The sequence below is a fragment of the Marinovum sp. E3 genome, from assembly GCF_055755275.1.
The window spans coordinates 814,807-831,412 of record NZ_CM146908.1 but is presented as its reverse complement, the minus strand read 5'-3'; the positions used below and the strand labels follow the sequence as shown (position 1 = coordinate 831,412).

Genomic DNA, 16,606 nt, shown 5'->3' with positions numbered 1-16,606 from the left:
CCGCCAGAGGTCAATGCGGCGCCGCCGGATCGTCATCGGCGGCAAAAAGATGCGCGCGGGCGGGGTCGAACTCCAGGTCGATGGCTTCGCCGGGCTCGAAAATCCGATCCTCGTCAAAGGCGGCGATGAACTTGGTGCCATCCTTCAGGGTCATGTCGACGACGGTCTCGGTGCCCAGCCGCTCCGACAGGTTGACGGTGCCATGCAGCAGGCCGCGCCCCGGCTCGGTGGCCGAGACATGTTGCGGCCGGATGCCCAGAACCGCGTGCGGCTGACCATCGATCCGGCCCTTGTGAGCGACGGCAAGCGGCTCCAGCGCCGCGTTCGAGACGCGTGCCTCGCGGCCGTCCCGCGCGTCGACCGACACCTCGAGAAAGTTCATCGACGGCGCCCCGAGAAAGCCTGCGACAAAGCGGTTGGCGGGCTCGTGGAACAGCTCCATCGGGGTGCCGACCTGCATGACCTTGCCGTCCTTCAACACCACGATCTTGTCGGCCAGCGTCATCGCCTCGACCTGATCGTGGGTGACATAGACCATCGTCGCGTTCAGGTGCTTGTGCAGCTTGCCGATCTCCATCCGCATGTCCATGCGCAGCGCCGCGTCGAGGTTCGACAGCGGTTCGTCGAACAGGAAAACCTTGGGCTTGCGCACGATGGCGCGGCCGATGGCAACCCGCTGGCGCTGGCCTCCCGAAAGCTGGCTGGGCCGACGGTCGAGCAGATGCTCCATCTGGAGAACCCGGGCGGCCTCGGCCACCTTTTCCTCTTTCTCGGCCTTGGAGGCGCCGGCAATGGTCAGCCCGAACGCCACGTTCTCGCGCACGGTCATATGCGGAAAGATCGCGTAGGACTGGAACACCATGGCGATGCCGCGTTCCTTGGGCGGCAGGTCGTTGACCCTCTGACCGTCGATCTCGAGCGTGCCGGCGGTGATGTCCTCGAGCCCCGAAATCATCCGCAACAGGGTCGACTTGCCACAGCCCGACGGGCCGACGAAAACGGTGAACTCGCCGTCCTCGATCTCCAGATCGACCCCCTTGATGACATAGGCGTTGCCATAGCTCTTGCGAATGTCGGTGAGTTTCAGAGTTGCCATAGCCGTTTACTCCGCAGCTTTCGGCGGCTGCTCGACGCGGAGCAGCCCGTTGTCGTCGAGGGTGACCGGCGCGGGATCGAGCACGAAGCCGCCGAACTCGCCATCCGGCGCGTAGTCGTTGAACCCGAGGATCACGAGCCCCTCGCCGGTGTCCACGATCCGCGCCGCGTAGCGAAAGCAGGGCAGCGCGCCGTCAAGGAAATTGCCGGGCGCGATCTTCCACGGGCCGCGCGGCCCCTCGCCGATCAGGTAATGGTTGCCGGTGACCGGACCGCTGGGCGTGGCCTCGGCCTGCGCCTTGCTGAAATGCTCGGCAGCGGTGCAGAACAGGCAGAACCAATGGCCCTGGTGCTGAAACACCTGCGGCACCTCCAACTGGCCGAAGCCGCCGGTAAAGACCGGCGGCTGAAGCGTCCAGGTCTTGAGGTCGGGCGACGTGGCAAAGCCCACGGCGCCGCCGGCGTTGGGTTCCTTGATGTCCGGCGCGCGGGCGGTGAAATACATCAGCCAGCCCGCGCCCTCGGGGTCGTGCATCACCCAGGGGTCGCGCATCGCGCGGTCGTGCCAGAAGCCCTTGGCGTGATCCGCCTCGTAGTGCCGGGCATTCGGCCCGGTGAGATCGAGGCAAAGCCCGTCTTCCACCCGCTCCCAGCTGTGCATATCGTGCGAGGTGGCATGGCCGATGCGCTGATAGAGCCCGTCCTCGGCCCGCGCGGTGCCGGTGTAGAACAGGTGCCAGAGACCATCGCCGTCCTGCACCACGGAGCCGGTCCAGGTGGTGTAATCGTCGAAGGCAGGCCCCTCGGAGGGGGTCAGGCAGGTGCCCAAGTGCTCCCAGGTCACCAGATCGTCGCTGACCGCATGGCCCTGGCTCACGTTGAAGTGGCGCAGGTCGGGGTTGCCCAGCGACTTGGGCGCCTTCAGGAAATATCCGTGCCAGCGGGCGCCATCGTGGGCGTACCAGCTGTCCCAGATCCAGTGATTTTCGAGTGCGATGGTCATAGTGAGTTCCTCAGCCTTTCACACCGGTCGAAGCGATCGACGAGATGAAGGCGCGTTGCATGACAAGATAGAAGGCGATGACCGGAACGGAGATCAGGGTGAGATAGGCCATCACCTCGCCCCAGGCGATTTGCAGTTGGAAGAAGTAGCCCAAGCCCACCATGACCGGGCGATGCGCCTCGTCCTGCACCACGATCAGCGGCCAGAGGTATTGCTCGTTGTACATCTTCAGAGATTTCAGGATGGCGGCGGTGGCCAGCACCGGGCCGGAGAGCGGCATGACGATCCGGCGGTAGACGGTGAACCAGCTTGCGCCCTCCACCCGCGCCGCCTCGATCAGTTCGCGCGGCAGATCCTTGAAGAACTGCACGAAGAGAAAGATCGTCAGCGCATCGACGATCCAGGGGATCACCTGCACGCGGTAGGTGTTGAGCCAGCCGAACTCCAGCCCCTCCCAGCCGATCCAGGGCAGTTTCGACACAAAGAGCAAAAGCGGCACCGCGATGGTCTCGAAGGGGATGATCAGGGTCGCGACGATCACCGAAAGCAGCACGCCGCGCCCGCTCCAGTCGAGAAAGACGAAGGAAAACGCCGCCAGCGAACAGAGCAGGATCGAGAGCACCACTGTGACGATGGTGATCCCCACCGAGTTCATCATGAACAGCCCGATAGGCGCGCGGTCGAAGGCCTTGTAATAATTGTCGAGGCTGATGTCGCCCACCGGAAGGAAGGCGCGGATGCTCGAGGTGTCGGCCAGAAGCTGCTGATCGGGCTTCAGGCTCGAGACCACCATGAAGACCAGCGGGAACAGGAAGATGAGGGCCACGAGGATCAGCGTCGCGTAGCGCGCTGCCAGCCGCAGGCCGCGGTTGTCGGAGGTGACGAGGGCCATCAGTTGCGCTCCCGGGTCAGAAAGGCCTGAACGGCCGAAATCATCAGGACCATGAGGAACAGGATGACCGAGATCGTCGCGCCCCCGGAAATGTCCTGCTTGCCATAGCCGCGTTCAACGGTCTGGAAGACCAGCGTCTGGGTGGAATCGAGCGGGCCGCCATTGGTCATCACGTCGATCTGCGCAAAGACCGCGAAGCTCTGCATGGTGATGACGATCAGCACCAGAACGGCGGTGTTCCGCAGCCCCGGCCAGGTGACATAGCGGAAGGTCTGCCACTTGCTGGCGCCTTCGATGGCCGCCGCCTCATAGAGCGTGGGCGAGATGGTTTGCAGCCCGGCGAGCCAGATCACCATGTGAAAGCCCACCGCCTGCCAGGCCGACATGGCGATGATCGATCCCAGCGCCGTGTCGGTCGAGCCCAGCCAGTCGACGGGCGTGAAGGCACCAAAGGTCAGCGCTTCGAGGATGTTGTTCAACAGCCCTTCGTTGCCGGAATAGATAAAGCGCCAGAGCAGCGAGATCACCACGATCGAGATCACAACCGGCATGAAATAAATCGTGCGGAAGGCATTGATGCCGCGCAGCTTCTGATTGATCAGCAGGGCAAGCAGCAGCGCCCCGCCGCCTTGCAAGGGCACGATGAACAGCGCGAAGGTCAACGTGTTGACCAGCGCCTTCATGAAGACCACGTCGCTTGCGATCACCACCTTGGCCTTGTCGCCCCAGTGCCAGCGGAACCATTCGCGCATGCCGCGATACTGCGGAAACTCGTCCGAACGGGTGATACTGCGGACCCGGGGATATGCGATGGCACCGTCATCGTCGCGGCGGATCTCTCCCGCTTCGTCACGCTCCGGCTCCAACGTCAGGACCGAGACGCTGAGCAGATCGGCATAGTTCTTCAGCCCCACGAACTCGGTCGGGTTGGGCGAGACAAGCCGCTGATTTGTCAGCGAAAGCCAGAAGGCAAAGAAAAACGGCACGATGATGAACAGAAACAGGAGCGAGAAGCCCGGCAGCGCAAAAAGCCACCCGGCACGGTTCGACCGTGTCAGCTTGCTAGACATGAGAGTCCCTCGGGGTTGGGTGGGGGCCGCCACGGCGACCCCCGATGGGGCTTAGTGGCCGTAGCCCTGGTTGGCCTCGATATCGTCGTCGATCTCGTCCACTGCGGCATCCAGCGTGTCGGCCACATCCGCGCCATTGGCGATATCGGAAAGCGCCTTCTCGAACACCTTGGCGGCCACCACGTAGCCGGGGCTGACCGGACGCACCAGCGCCTGTTCGGCGGAGAGGTCGAAGAACACCGCCAACGGGCCGCCCTCGGCATAACTCTCGGTCATCTGGGCGGCCTCCTTGGTGGCCGGGATCAGGCCGATGCCGTCCGAGAATGCGGCGAGGTATTCGTCTTGCAGCGCGTGTTCGACAAAGGCCGCCGCACCTTCGGGATGCTCGCAGGCGCTGGATACGCCGAACTGCCACGAGGCGGCACCGATGGTGGAGCCGTTGCCGAAATCGGGCGCCGGCAGGAATACCACGTCATCCGCGTTCTCGACGCTGGCCAGCGTGTTGGCCGCGGCCCAGTTGCCGTTCCACGAAAAGGCGTATTTGCCCTCGATGAAGCCGCTGTCGCGGTCTGCCGGATCCTGGCTGGTGCCGGGGGCGTAGCCCTCTGCAAACAGCGATTGCCACCATGCGCCGAATTCCATGGCCGCCTCGCCGTTCAGCGCGCCTTCCGCGGTCTGATAGCCGTCCCGGTCGACAATGTCACCGCCAAAGCTTTGCAGGAAGGGCGAGAAGGCATAGGGATACCATTCGCCGGTCCAGGCGGTTCCGAGATCGAGCGCGAAGTCATAATTGCCCGAGGCCTTCGCGGCCTCCAGCGCGCCCATGAATTCCTCTTTCGTCCAGGGCTCTTCCAGCGACGGGGTGCGCAGGCCCAATTCGTCCAGCGTGGACTGGCGGGCATAAAGCGCAACGGCGGCATCCCAGAGACCGACCGAATAGATCTCGCCATCCCAGCGGCCGATGGTGGCGTCCAGGTGGCCGTCGATTGCCTCTTGGCTGATCGGCAGCGGCTGAAGATAGCCGGCCCAGGCCCAGTTCGGCATTACCGGCCCGTCGACATCGAGGATGCAGGGCAGATTGCCGGCCAGGGCCGAGGCGACGACGCTGTCGTTGTAGCTTTCCTGCGGGAAGCTTTCGACGGTGACCTGCCAGTCCTCCTGCGCGCCGTTGAAATCCTCGATAATGCCGCCCAGGATGTTGCTTTCCACCTCGTTGCCGGCGCCGTGATACCACAGCGTCAACTCGGTCTGGGCGCTGGCCATGCCGGCCAGGGCGGTGGACGCGACCAGCGCGCCAAGGGTCAGTTTCGTGCGTTGCATAAAGTTCTCCTCCCGTGAGACTGCATTCAGAGTTCGGTGAGAGCGGTCACCGAGGACCGCCAGACGACCGGTCCCTGCACCAGCAGGGGATCGTCGGATGCGGGGACGTCGCCCCCGATCATGTCAAGAAGCCGTGCCGCCGTGTGCCGGCCCATGTCGATGTAGGGCAGCTCGACAGTAGTCAGATGCGGGTGCAGCATCTCGGCGATGCTGCGATGATCGTCGTAACCCGCAACCGAGATATCTTCGGGCACCCGCAGGCCCCGGCTGCGCAGCAGGCCATAGACCCGCATCGCCATTTCGTCGTTGCCGCAGCAGATCACGCTCGGCGGCTGGTCCAGTGTGAGCAGGTGCTCCAGCGCCTCGGTCAGCGCCGCGCTCTGCATTTCGCGCCCGATCACATAGCCGGCCTCGACCAGCACCGGATCAAAGGGCAGCCCCACCTCGGCCAGCGCGGCCTTGTAGCCCTCGAGACGCAACCGACCGGCGGGCATGGCCTGATCCAGCGTCAGAAAGCCGATCCGGCGGTGTCCGGCCGCGATCAGCCGCGCCACCAGCGCCTGCTGGCCGGCGGCATCGTCGGGCAGGACGCAGGGGGTGCCGCGATCGTCGTAGCAATTGGTCAGCAGCGTCGGGCAATTCGCGCCGCTCAGATCCAGATCGACGGCGCGGTGATGGTCGGCGACATAGATCAATCCTTCGACCCGGTGCTGGGCAAAGGTCGCGGCAAGCATCGGCACGGTCGACGGCGATCCGCCGGTGTCGGCAATCATCAGGATCTTGCCCCGCTCGGCCATCTCGCGCTGGATCGCCTGAACGATCAGCATGTCGGGCAGGCCGCGGGTTTCGGTGCCATGGGGCGTGGCAGAAATCGCGCCCGTGATCAGCCCAATCAGCCCCGACCGACTGGACCGCATCATCCGCGCCGCCTGAGACGGAACATAGCCCAGTTCGGAAATGGCCCTAGCGACCTTGGTGCGGGTCTTTTCATTGACCGGGGCGTCACCGTTCAGAACCCGCGAAACGGTTTTTGGCGACACTCCGGCCAGCTTCGCGACGTCGTAAATGGTTGCCACCCTGCCCCCTCCTGAAGTGCGTCATCAATTATGACACCGGTGTCATGACATCGGTGTCATACGGGATGCGTCCCGGCTGAGTCAACCTTTTTCAGATGCCACAAAGCCTGCGTGTGACGAGAAATGCCGGGCTTTCACGCTCGTCCGATGTGCCAGCGGCGACAGCCCACATGGCAAGCACCGCACCCCCAAGGCTACCGGGTGTGCGGTTCAAGGATCGGAGACCCATGCAAAAATCGCAGCGGAGCCGGCAGGTGGTGCGCCTGTCTCGGGGGTCTGCGGTACGCTCAGCTGCTGCGGAAGACGTGCACGGCGCAGGGCGCGTGGCGGACCACTCTGGCGGCGGTCGAGCCCAACAGATAATCGCTGAAATCCGGCTGATGCGAGCCGATCACGATGCAATCGACCCCGTGGTCGGCGGAATAATCGATCAGCGTGCGATAGGTGTGGCCGCGCACGATTCTGGCCGTGATGCCTTCGATATGGGCAGTCTTTTCCGCCATCAGCTGCCGCGCCCGATCAAACCCGTCGCGCACCGCGTCATCGCCGAGATATGCGCTGACCGACGAGGGCGGCGCCTCGAAGACATGCAGAGCGACGATCTCGGCCCCGGGATTGCAGAGCGCCTGCGCAATCTCGAGCATCTGTGGCGAAATCCCGTGATCGAGCGCCATGGCCACCAGTATCTTGTTGTACATATCGGTCTCCTTGGGTCTGCGGCTGTACCGGGGCTCGGGGCGCGGCCAGGGTCACGCACCGCCCCGCCCCGGCGGGGTCATCCATCGGCCGACAGGTCGAACTCCTCGTCGGGAAAGTACTTGGCCAGCCGCACGTCGGCAGCGCGGGCATGGCCCTCCATTCCTTCGAGCCGCGAGATCCGGGCGGTCGCTTCGGCCACCGCCCTGGACCCGTCGCGGGTGGCGCGCTGCCATGTGACGATCTTCATGTATTTGTGCACCGACAGCCCGCCGGTGTAACTGGCCGCGCGCGAGGTCGGCAGTACATGGTTGGTGCCCGCCGCCTTGTCACCGTAAGACACCGTGGTCTCTTCGCCAAGAAAGAGCGACCCGTAACAGGTCAGCCGGTCAAGCCACCAGTCGGGGTCGGCGGCCTGAACGGTCAGATGTTCGGGGGCATAATCGTCGGAACAGGCGGCCATGTCCTCGCGGTCGGCGCAGAGGATCACCTCAGCATAGTCGCGCCAGGCGGCAGCGGCGTTTTCGTGGTTCACCTCCGGCAGATCGGCGATCAGGTCGGGGACGCGGGCCATCACGTCTTCGGCCAGAGCGCGGCTGTCGGTGACCAGCCAGACCGGCGAGTTGTAGCCATGCTCGGCCTGGCTCACCAGATCGGTGGCAACGATATGCGGATCGGCCTGCCCGTCGGCAAGGATCAGGCTGTCGGTCGGCCCGGCGATCATGTCGATGCCGACACGGCCGAACAGGATGCGCTTGGCCTCGGCGACGAACTGGTTGCCGGGACCGACAAGGATATTGGCCGGCGGCAGGCCGAACAGGCCAAAGGTCATCGCCGCCACCCCCTGCACCCCGCCCATCGCCATGATCCGGTCGGCGCCGCAGATCCGGGCGGCATAGATGATCGCGGGCGGCACACCGACACCCGGCCGGGGCGGCGAACAGGCGGTGATATGCTGGCAGCCGGCGACCTTGGCGGTGGTCACCGTCATGATCGCGCTGGCGATGTGGCTGTAGCGCCCGCCGGGCACGTAGCAGCCCGCCGCCGCCACCGGGATCGCCTTTTGCCCGGTGACAAAGCCCGGCGTCAGCTCGGTCTCGACATCGGTCAGCGTGCTTTTCTGAAGCTCGGCAAATCGCCGCACGTTGTCATGGGCAAAGCAGATGTCGGCCTTGAGCCTGTCGGACACCTGGTCACAGGCCGCCGCGATCTCGTCAGGCGACAGCAGCACATTGCCCTCGTAGCGGTCGAAGCGCGCGGCATACTCCAGCGCCTTGGCATCGCCGCCGGCTTCGATCTCGTCCAGGATGCGCGCGACGGTGTCATGGGTCTCGCGCGCGTCGGTCTTTGGCGTGCGATCCGCCTTCTTCAGATAGTGGCGCGGCATCGGATGTCCTCACGTCAGTTTCCGTAGATGTAGTTCGGCAGCCAGAGCGCGATCTGCGGAAAGACAAAGATCAGGATCAGCCCGATGAGTTGGATCACCATGAACTGCATCATCCCGAGATAGATGTCGCGCAGGTCCCATTCTGGCACCACACCCTTGAGGAAGTAAGCCGAAAGCGCCACCGGCGGGCTGAGCCAGGCGGTTTGCAGGTTTACCGCCACCAATATGGCAAACCAGATCAGCAAATCGTTCTGGCTCTCGAAGCCGAGGTCGAGCGAGGTGACGGTGGGAATCAGGATCGGCACGATGATCAGCACGATCGGCACCCATTCCAGCGGCCAGCCCAGCAGGAAGATCAGCGCCATGATCAGCATCAGGATCAGCACCGGGGGCATGTCGAGCGCCAAGAGCAGCTCGGTCAGCATCTTCGGCGTGCCGAGGTTGGAAAAGACCGCGCCGAAGAAGTTCGACGCCGCGACCAGGAACATGATCAGCACGGTGATCTCGAGGCTCTTGATCAGCGCGTCGTAGAGCCCGGGAATGGTGAACTTGCGATAGAGCATCGACAAGAGCACCGCGCCAAAGGCACCGCAGGCCGAGGCCTCGGCCGGGGTCGCCCAGCCGGCGAGGATCGAGCCCAGGGCAAAGGCGATCAGCACTGTCGGCGGCACCAGCCCCATGAAAAACTCGTACCAGAGGTCAGAGAAATAGAAGCCGCCGGGCTTGGCATTGTGCAGCCAGGCATAGACCGCGTACATCACGCCGATCCAGGCCAGCGGCACGATCAGCGCGCCGAAGAAAAAGCCGTACCCGGTTGTGATGCCGCGCGTGATCAGCCAGATCAGCACGATCAGCGACGCCATGACGAGAATGACCTCGAGCAGGTAGAAGCGCGAGGTTTCGGGCTGGTCTTCGGGCGGCAGGATCGGCCCGAGATTTGGATTAATCCAGCAGCGGCCCAATGCATAGAGCAGATAGAGCCCCGCCAGCAGGACGCCGGGAATGATCGCCGCGCGGAACAGATCGGTCACCGGCACCTCGAGCACCGGCCCCATGACGATCAGCATGATCGACGGCGGGATCAGGATGCCCAGCGTGCCGCCGGCGGTGATCGTGCCCGCCGCCAGCCGCACGTCATAGCCGGATTTGTTCATCGTCCGCGCCGCCATGATGCCGAGGATGGTGACCGAGGCGCCGACGATGCCGGTGGCGGCGGCAAAGATCGTCGAGACGAAGAGCACCGCGATGAACAGCGCCCCCCGGGTCCGGCTCATCATCATCTGCACCGCCTGGAACAGCCGCTCCATCAGCCCGGCCTGCTCCATCACGATGCCCATGAAGATAAAGAGCGGCACCGCGACCAGCTGGTCGGACAGCATCACGGAATTGGTCTGCAAGGTCATCAGGAAGGTGGCAAGCTTGAAATTCGCCCCCCAGGTGCCGAAGACGAAACCCAGGAAGATCAGGGTGAAGGAGATCGGGAAACCCACGAAGATGGCAAACAGCATCACCGCCAGCATGATCAGCCCGATGATCGGCTTGTCGACGCTCAAAAGCCCCTCGCGCCCGAAAGCCGCCGTCCACCAGTCGGCAATCGGCACCACGTCGGGAAAGAACACCGCGCCGGTGACGATCAGCAGCGCGACAAAGTAGAAGGGCAGCACCCGGAGGAACTTTTCCTCGCGCGTCTTGCCCATCTTGTGGAAGGCGCGGAACAGCTCGGGGAAGCCCTGGAGCAGCAGCAGAAAGGCCCCCACCGGCATGGCCAGGCGCGCCGGCCAGAGCAGCGGCGCCCAGGTGCTGTCGCTGGCCTGTTCGCCGGAGACGAAGGCCTTGAGCCAGTATTCGGTCGAGACCCAGGTGAAAAACAGCATCGCCGGGATGTAGAAGGCGAGATAAAGCACCGCGTCCACCGTCGCCTGTGTCCTGTCGGACCAGTTGCGATAGAGAAAATCGGCGCGGATGTGCACCCCGCGCATCAGCGCATAGCCGGCGGCCGCCATGAACAGCACGCCGCCCAGCATCCGCGAAATGTCATAGACCCAGAGCGTCGGGCCGAAACCCCAGGCGATGGCCTGCTCGTTCATGCCGTTCTGGGTCAGCACGGCGAACATGTTGCGGGAAAACACCTCGTAGACGATGGCAAGGATCAGCGGCACCATCAGCACGCAGATCAGCCGCCCCGCCCAGAGATTGATGACATCGATGGTGGCGGTGATCGGACGTTGCCAGGGGGTCATGTCCTCCGGCGTCTGCCCCGGTTCCTCGGCACGTCGCTCTGCGATCAACTCGTCGGTGATATCGAGCTCTTCGGGGAGTACCTCTTCGGCCATGCCACGTCCCTTGTCATGAATGTCATACGTGTCTTGCTGCCCGCCCCGGACAGGACCCGGGGCCTCTGCATCGGGTGATGGCGAGGCCCCGGATCAAGGTCCGGGGTGGGCGTTCGAGCCTGTCACGCGTATTTTGCTGCCCGCCACGAACAGGACCGGGGCCTCTGCGTCGGGTGGTCCAGAGGCCCCGGATCGAGGTCCGGGGCCGGTGAACGCCTATTTCAGACTGTCGGCATAGGCCCGGCCGAGGTTGGCGTTCGAGGTCTGCGCCCCGGCCCAGAACGGCACCGCGATCTCGGCGAAATCCTTCTGGCTCTGCCAGACTTCCGCAAAGAATTCGTTTTCGGCGGCATTGGTCTCCAGCGCGGCCTTGGCGGCGGTCATGTACTCCGAGAAGTAGTCCTCGGGGGTGTCATGCAGGATGACGCCGTGGTTCTCGGTGAGATCCTTCAGCGCCTTGCCGTTTTCGTAGATGCGATACGACATGGCTTTCGACAGCGAGGCATTGGCGGCCACTTCCAGCGCCTTTTTCTCGAGGTCGGTCAGCCCATCATAGACATCGCCGTTGATGTAGAGATCGGCGTTCACCACCACCTGGTGCAGACCTTGCAGGTAGTAATGCTTCAGCACCTTCTGGAAGCCGAAGACGCTGTCAGGCTTGGGGCAGCACCATTCGGCGGCGTCGATGGTGCCTTTCTCGAGCGCCGGCAGGATGTCACCGCCGCCCATGGCGACCGAGGCGACGCCGATATCCTTGTAGGTCTGGCCGGGGATGCCCGGCGGCGTGCGGAATCGGTACTTGCGGAAATCGTCCATGCTGGCGATCGGCTCCTTGAACCAGCCGAGCGCCTCCGGCCCCACCGGTTGCAGCATGAAGCCCTTGACGTTGACGCCCATCTCGTCCCAGAGCTGGTCATAGAGTTCCTTGCCGCCGCCGTACTGGAACCAGGACACAAAGGCGATATTGTCGATGCCGACACCGGCGCCCGCCACGGGCGAGCCGAAGAGCATGGCCGCCGGGTGCTTGCCCGACCAATAGTGCGTCCAGGCAAAGCCGCCCTCGATCAGCCCGCTGTCGACCGCATCGAGCGTTTCGCGCACGCCGACGACGGCGCCGGCAGGCAAGACCTCGATCTTGAGCGATCCGCCGGTCAGGGCCGCCACATCGGCGGCGAATTCATTGAGCATGGTCACTTCGTCGGCCTGCGCCGGGATCACCGATTGCACCCGGATCACGGTTTCGGCGAAAGCGGCCGTGGCCGTCATGGCAAGGGCTGCGGCCCCTACGGTCAAAGTCTTGAGACTGAACATCAATTTTCCTCCCATGATGCGTTTGCCTTCCGCTTATTATTATCCGGGCCGAAGATGAAGGCGCTGGATCGGCCGTGTCGTCACCGGGCGGCTTTCCTCCCTGAAAGCGCCGCCCGTCTTGCTCTGTCGTCGTATCCCGACGACCGCCCCTTTCGGGCCAGGCCGCCGGAATGGCTGGTGTCTCCTGTTGCTAGCCTGCGGTGTCCTCCAGTATCAGGTCGCTGGCCCGCTCGCCGATCATGATCGCCGGGGCATTGGTGTTGCCGCTGACGATTTGCGGCATGATCGAGGCGTCAGCGACACGCAGCCCGTCAATTCCCCGCACCCGCAACCTCGGGTCCACAACCGCCATCGGATCGATCCCCATCTTGCAGGTGCCCGTCGGGTGATAGATCGTGACCGCGGTGCGCCGCGCCCAGTCGAGCGTGGCCGCCTCATCGTCAAAGGCCACGCCCGGGCCGGGCGCATGTTCGTCCATGATATGCGATTTGAGCGGATCCGTACCGGCAATCTTGCGCGCGATCTGAATACCTTTGACGATTGTCTTCTGATCGGTCGGGGTGGCCAGGTAATTCGGATGGATCGCCGGGTGATCGTCCATATCGGCCGAGCGCAGGCGCAAATGACCGGCGCTTTCGGGCCGCAGTTGCAGCACCGAGGCGGTAAAGGCCGAAAACCGGTGCGGACCTTCGGCCGGGCTGTCGGCGCTGAACGGCTGAATGTGGAACTGGATATCCGGGGTTTCCAGGTGCGGCTCGGTCTTGAGAAAGCCGGTGCCCAGGCTGGCGGCCATGGTCATCGGTCCGCGCTGGGTGAGCGCGTATTGCAAGGCGATGCGCGTCTGTTTGAACAGGTTGCTGGTTTCGATGTTGATCGTGCTCAGATCGGTCTTGAACACCGGGCGGGCCTGAAGGTGATCCTGAAGATTGCGCGCGACCCCCTTGAGATCGGCCTGCACGCCGATGCCCAGCCGCTGCAATTCGTCGCCGTCGCCGATGCCCGAGAGCATGAGGATCTGCGGCGAACCGATGGCGCCGGCACTCAGGATCACCTCGGAGCGGGCGCGGATCTCGTGAAAGGTGTCGCGGATGCGGACCCGTACGCCGTGCGCCCTGCCCGCCTCCAGCAGCACCTTTTCGGTCTGGGCGTCGGTGATGACGGTGAGATTGTGACGCCGGCGCGCGGGCTTGAGGTAGGCCACCGCCGAAGAGCAGCGCCGGCCGCCCTTCATGGTCAGTTGGAAATAGCCCACGCCTTCCTGATCGGCGCCATTGTAATCGCGCGCCGCCGGATACCCGGCCTGCTGCGCCGCCTCGATCCAGCGGTCGACCACCCGACGGGTGAGCCGCGAGGTCTGGACCGAAAGCGGGCCGTTCCGCCCGCGCAGCCCGTCCGGATCCTCGCCCTCCCAGTGCTCGGCCCGTTTGAAACAGGGCAGAACCTCGTCCCAGGACCAGCCCCGGCAACCGGCCTGTGCCCAGCCGTCGTAGTCCTGAGGCTGGCCGCGCACATACAGCAGACCGTTGATCGAACTCGACCCGCCCAGCACCCGGCCGCGCGGCCAGGGAATCGCCCGCCCGGCAATGCCGGGATCGGCCTCGGTGCGATAGCGCCAGTCGCTGCGCGGATTTCCCATGGTGCGAAAATAGCCGACCGGAATATGAATCCAGGGGTTGGTGTCACGCGGCCCGGCCTCGAGCAGCGCCACGCTGTAGCGCCCGTCCTCGGAAAGCCGGTTGGCAAGCGCACAGCCGGCGGACCCGGCGCCCACAATGACGAAATCGAATTCCATATTCCTCCCCCGTAAAAATCGGGACCAAGGGTCTCGATTTTTACCACGTATGCACGCTACAATGATTCGCGTACAAATCCACAAACAATTTGTTCGAGACAAACCCGATGGCTGACCAAGACCGGATACCGCCCAATCTGAGGACGCTGCTGATCCTTGAAATCCTTGGGAAAAGCGACCGGGCCATGACCGCGACGGAAATCAACGAAGAGCTGGGCCTGCCGAAGCAGACGCTGCACCGGCTCTGCGCCACCTTGGAGAACAACGGGTTCCTGACCCGTCTGGGCACGGATCGGCGGTATCAGGTGTCGCGGCGGTTGCGCGAACTGGGGTCGGGGCTGATGCACAGCTCGCGCGATCACATCGCCCGACATCAGATCCTGCTCGAGGTCTCGCGCGAAGTGCGTGAGACGGTGAACTACGTGATGCCCGCGGACACCGGAATGCGCTATCTCGACCGGGTCGAGACCGATTGGGCCTTTCGCATCCAGTTTCCGGTCGGCACCAATGTGCCGTTCCATTGCACCGCCAGCGGCAAATGCTTTCTGGCCAGCCTGGCGCCGGACGCACGGGCCAAATTCGTGGCCGCGCTGCCGCTGACGCGGATGACCGAGACGACGCTGACCGAGCCCGACCTGCTGCTGGATGAGCTCGATCAGATCGCGGCGATGGATTATTCGCTCGACCGCGAGGAATTTCTCGAGGGCATGGTGGCGATCGCCGTGCCGGTCACCGATCCCCAGGGGCGGTTCGTCGCGGCGCTGGCCTTTCACGCGCCGACCCAGCGGGTTTCACTGGCGCAGGCGATTGCCCGCAAGTCGACCCTTCAGACCGCCGCCGTCAAGCTGCGCGGCGCGCTCTTTCCTGAGACCTGATCAGCGGCAACGGCTCAGGCCGGCCCTTCCGAAACGATGACCAGCGGTCGCGCCGCCATGCGCGGCGGCTGCTTGCACAGCGCACCATATCCCGCCGCACCTGAGGGCGTGGTGGCCAGCCCCTGCGCGGAGAGAGTCGTGCTGGCGTTCTGCGCTTCGGCATCGCTCAGCACCGCATAGCGCAGATCACAACGTTCGAGCGCCGCCCAAGCCACGATCGACGGCGCCTTGCAGTCCAGCCGGCCCATGTTGGTCTCGGGCCCCTCGCCCCGCCGGGGCGCCCCCGCCAGATGGCTGGCCCGCAGACAGGCGGCGGCTTCGGGTTCAACGACGATCAATTCTGGCTGTTTTTCCCAGTGCGCCCGGATCATATGCGCCATCGACGCGGCCAACCCGCCAACCCCGGCCTGAAGATAGACATGCGTCGGCCACTCGCCAGAGGCCTCGAAGGCGGCGCGCAGCTCTTCGGCGATGACGCAATACCCCTCCATCACCCACTTCGGGATCTCGGTGTAGCCCTCCCAGGTGCCATCGGCCAGCAAGGTCGCTCCGCTGCGGGCGGCATCGGCGCTGGCGGCGGCGACGCTGTCCTCATAGACCGCGCCGGCGCGCACCACCTCGGCCCCCAGACCGCGCAGCCGGTCGGCAAAACTCTCCGGCACCGTCCTGGCCAGATAGATCCGCGCCTGTGCGCCCATGGCGCCTGCCCCCGCCGCAACGCCCATGCCGTGATTGCCGGCGCTGGCGCAGACAAAGCTATGGCGCGCAGTGAACGCGCGGAACTCCGGCTCAGCCATCCGCGCCGGCGCCACCACTTCGCCGGTCTCGGCCTTCCAGCCTTCGGCAAGCAGGCAGGCCACGGCATAAGGCGCGCCCAGTGCCTTGAAGGCGCCCAACCCCATGCGCCCGGTCTCGTCCTTGACCAAGACGGCCAGGCCATCGGGGCCGGTCACTTCGATCAGTGGCGAGACGGCATAAGACGGCTGCGCCCGAAAAAACGCCAGCGCGCGGGTCACATCGGGATCGAAGCGGAGCGGGTCGGCATCGGGCATCGCGGGACTTTCAAACAAGGTCATGGGGTGTTTCTAGCAGGCGGCGCCGCTTTCCAATTTTCGTTCTTCCGCCTAAACTCGAGAAATTCTTTCACGTTGACGGCAGGAAGCGAGAGGTTTCTTCATGAACGACGATCTCGATGCGGCAGACCTGACAATCCTCAGAGAGCTTCAGAACGACGGCCGCGCCGGGCTCGAGCATCTGGCGCAGGCCTGCAACCTGTCGGTGCCCTCGGTGCAGCGGCGGCTGAAGCGGCTGCGCGCGTCGGGCCTGATCGCCAAGGAGGTCGCGGTGCTCGATCAGGCGAAATTCGCCTGCAAGATGACCTTTATCGTGATGGTCGAGCTGGACCGCGAGTCGCTGCAACAGCTCGACCTGTTCCGTAAACGCGCCAAGGCCGAACCGCAGGTCCAACAATGTTATTATGTCACCGGCGAGGCCGATTTCATCCTGATCTGCACCGCCGAGGACATGCAGGACTTCGAGGCGCTGACCCATCGGCTGTTTTTCGAGAATTCCAACGTCCGCCGCTTCCGCACTTCGGTGGCGATGGAACGCACCAAGATCGGCCTGAGCCTGCCGATCTGAGCCCAAAGTACTGAGCGATAACTTCGTCGTGCAGGCGAAAGACATCTGAACCGGCCCGTTTGGTGCAAGTTTTTCTGTCAAACCCGGCGAAACTCGATGCCAAAGATGCAGAATT

General features: G+C 64.3%; 14 protein-coding genes. 2 read left to right on the top strand and 12 right to left on the bottom strand.

Annotation, left to right across the window (positions count from 1 at the left end):
• Positions 1–10: 10 nt before the first annotated feature.
• The 11 genes from AC0J5K_RS04085 to AC0J5K_RS04035 form a co-directional block, all read right to left on the bottom strand.
• The gene (locus AC0J5K_RS04085) at positions 11–1,096 is read right to left on the bottom strand and encodes an ABC transporter ATP-binding protein (protein WP_074834563.1); all 1,086 of its coding nucleotides are present in this window, start codon (positions 1,094–1,096) and stop codon (positions 11–13) included.
• 6 nt (positions 1,097–1,102) lie between these two features.
• Positions 1,103–2,098 carry a glycoside hydrolase family protein gene (locus tag AC0J5K_RS04080; RefSeq protein WP_274565561.1) on the bottom strand — a complete coding sequence of 332 codons (996 nt, stop codon included), beginning with the start codon at positions 2,096–2,098 and terminating at the stop codon, positions 1,103–1,105.
• A 10-nt stretch (positions 2,099–2,108) separates the two neighbouring features.
• Positions 2,109–2,990, bottom strand: coding sequence for a carbohydrate ABC transporter permease (locus AC0J5K_RS04075; RefSeq protein WP_048530200.1), 882 nt, complete (start codon positions 2,988–2,990; stop codon positions 2,109–2,111).
• A complete protein-coding gene (locus tag AC0J5K_RS04070; RefSeq protein WP_074834560.1) occupies positions 2,990–4,060 on the bottom strand; it encodes a carbohydrate ABC transporter permease in 1,071 nt (356 codons plus the stop codon). Before AC0J5K_RS04070 ends, AC0J5K_RS04075 begins: the two co-directional genes overlap by 1 nt.
• A 51-nt stretch (positions 4,061–4,111) precedes the next feature.
• On the bottom strand, positions 4,112–5,380 hold the full coding sequence (locus AC0J5K_RS04065; protein ID WP_048530196.1) for a sugar ABC transporter substrate-binding protein: 1,269 nt from the start codon (positions 5,378–5,380) through the stop codon (positions 4,112–4,114).
• Between the two features lie 26 nt (positions 5,381–5,406).
• Positions 5,407–6,456: a LacI family DNA-binding transcriptional regulator gene (locus tag AC0J5K_RS04060; protein ID WP_274565562.1), complete on the bottom strand. Its 1,050-nt coding sequence runs from the start codon at positions 6,454–6,456 to the stop codon at positions 5,407–5,409.
• A 287-nt stretch (positions 6,457–6,743) separates the two neighbouring features.
• Complete coding sequence (locus tag AC0J5K_RS04055) at positions 6,744–7,154, bottom strand: universal stress protein (RefSeq protein WP_048530194.1); 411 nt, start codon at positions 7,152–7,154, stop codon at positions 6,744–6,746.
• Between the two features lie 77 nt (positions 7,155–7,231).
• Complete coding sequence (gene hisD / locus AC0J5K_RS04050) at positions 7,232–8,539, bottom strand: histidinol dehydrogenase (RefSeq protein ID WP_274565563.1); 1,308 nt, start codon at positions 8,537–8,539, stop codon at positions 7,232–7,234.
• A 14-nt stretch (positions 8,540–8,553) separates the two neighbouring features.
• Positions 8,554–10,872: a TRAP transporter large permease subunit gene (locus AC0J5K_RS04045; protein ID WP_074834554.1), complete on the bottom strand. Its 2,319-nt coding sequence runs from the start codon at positions 10,870–10,872 to the stop codon at positions 8,554–8,556.
• A gap of 216 nt (positions 10,873–11,088) precedes the next feature.
• Positions 11,089–12,138 (bottom strand): TRAP transporter substrate-binding protein, encoded by a 1,050-nt coding sequence (locus AC0J5K_RS04040; protein WP_274565564.1) that lies wholly within the window; start codon positions 12,136–12,138, stop codon positions 11,089–11,091.
• A 235-nt stretch (positions 12,139–12,373) separates the two neighbouring features.
• The gene (locus AC0J5K_RS04035) at positions 12,374–13,975 is read right to left on the bottom strand and encodes a GMC family oxidoreductase (protein ID WP_274565565.1); all 1,602 of its coding nucleotides are present in this window, start codon (positions 13,973–13,975) and stop codon (positions 12,374–12,376) included.
• A 107-nt stretch (positions 13,976–14,082) separates the two neighbouring features.
• Between AC0J5K_RS04035 and AC0J5K_RS04030 the strand changes: the two genes are divergently transcribed.
• The gene (locus AC0J5K_RS04030; RefSeq protein ID WP_274565566.1) at positions 14,083–14,850 is read left to right on the top strand and encodes an IclR family transcriptional regulator; all 768 of its coding nucleotides are present in this window, start codon (positions 14,083–14,085) and stop codon (positions 14,848–14,850) included.
• Positions 14,851–14,864: 14 nt separating this feature from the next.
• Here the strand turns inward: AC0J5K_RS04030 and AC0J5K_RS04025 are convergent, their stop codons facing one another.
• Positions 14,865–15,926, bottom strand: coding sequence for a pyridoxal-phosphate dependent enzyme (locus AC0J5K_RS04025; RefSeq protein WP_274565567.1), 1,062 nt, complete (start codon positions 15,924–15,926; stop codon positions 14,865–14,867).
• A gap of 100 nt (positions 15,927–16,026) precedes the next feature.
• On the opposite strand from AC0J5K_RS04025, the gene AC0J5K_RS04020 reads away from it, so the two are divergent.
• Positions 16,027–16,491, top strand: coding sequence for an Lrp/AsnC family transcriptional regulator (locus tag AC0J5K_RS04020; RefSeq protein WP_074834550.1), 465 nt, complete (start codon positions 16,027–16,029; stop codon positions 16,489–16,491).
• The last annotated feature ends 115 nt before the right edge of the window (positions 16,492–16,606 follow it).

What these genes read in the sequence shown, in the direction of transcription:
- AC0J5K_RS04085 (WP_074834563.1), bottom strand. Translation starts at nt 1,096, where the DNA reads ATGGCAACTCTGAAACTCACCGACATTCGCAAGAGCTATGGCAACGCC.
- AC0J5K_RS04080 (WP_274565561.1), bottom strand. Translation starts at nt 2,098, where the DNA reads ATGACCATCGCACTCGAAAATCACTGGATCTGGGACAGCTGGTACGCC.
- AC0J5K_RS04075 (WP_048530200.1), bottom strand. Translation starts at nt 2,990, where the DNA reads ATGGCCCTCGTCACCTCCGACAACCGCGGCCTGCGGCTGGCAGCGCGC.
- AC0J5K_RS04070 (WP_074834560.1), bottom strand. Translation starts at nt 4,060, where the DNA reads ATGTCTAGCAAGCTGACACGGTCGAACCGTGCCGGGTGGCTTTTTGCG.
- AC0J5K_RS04065 (WP_048530196.1), bottom strand. Translation starts at nt 5,380, where the DNA reads ATGCAACGCACGAAACTGACCCTTGGCGCGCTGGTCGCGTCCACCGCC.
- AC0J5K_RS04055 (WP_048530194.1), bottom strand. Translation starts at nt 7,154, where the DNA reads ATGTACAACAAGATACTGGTGGCCATGGCGCTCGATCACGGGATTTCG.
- hisD (WP_274565563.1), bottom strand. Translation starts at nt 8,539, where the DNA reads ATGCCGCGCCACTATCTGAAGAAGGCGGATCGCACGCCAAAGACCGAC.
- AC0J5K_RS04045 (WP_074834554.1), bottom strand. Translation starts at nt 10,872, where the DNA reads ATGGCCGAAGAGGTACTCCCCGAAGAGCTCGATATCACCGACGAGTTG.
- AC0J5K_RS04040 (WP_274565564.1), bottom strand. Translation starts at nt 12,138, where the DNA reads ATGACGGCCACGGCCGCTTTCGCCGAAACCGTGATCCGGGTGCAATCG.
- AC0J5K_RS04035 (WP_274565565.1), bottom strand. Translation starts at nt 13,975, where the DNA reads ATGGAATTCGATTTCGTCATTGTGGGCGCCGGGTCCGCCGGCTGTGCG.
- AC0J5K_RS04030 (WP_274565566.1), top strand. Translation starts at nt 14,083, where the DNA reads ATGGCTGACCAAGACCGGATACCGCCCAATCTGAGGACGCTGCTGATC.
- AC0J5K_RS04025 (WP_274565567.1), bottom strand. Translation starts at nt 15,926, where the DNA reads ATGACCTTGTTTGAAAGTCCCGCGATGCCCGATGCCGACCCGCTCCGC.
- AC0J5K_RS04020 (WP_074834550.1), top strand. Translation starts at nt 16,027, where the DNA reads ATGAACGACGATCTCGATGCGGCAGACCTGACAATCCTCAGAGAGCTT.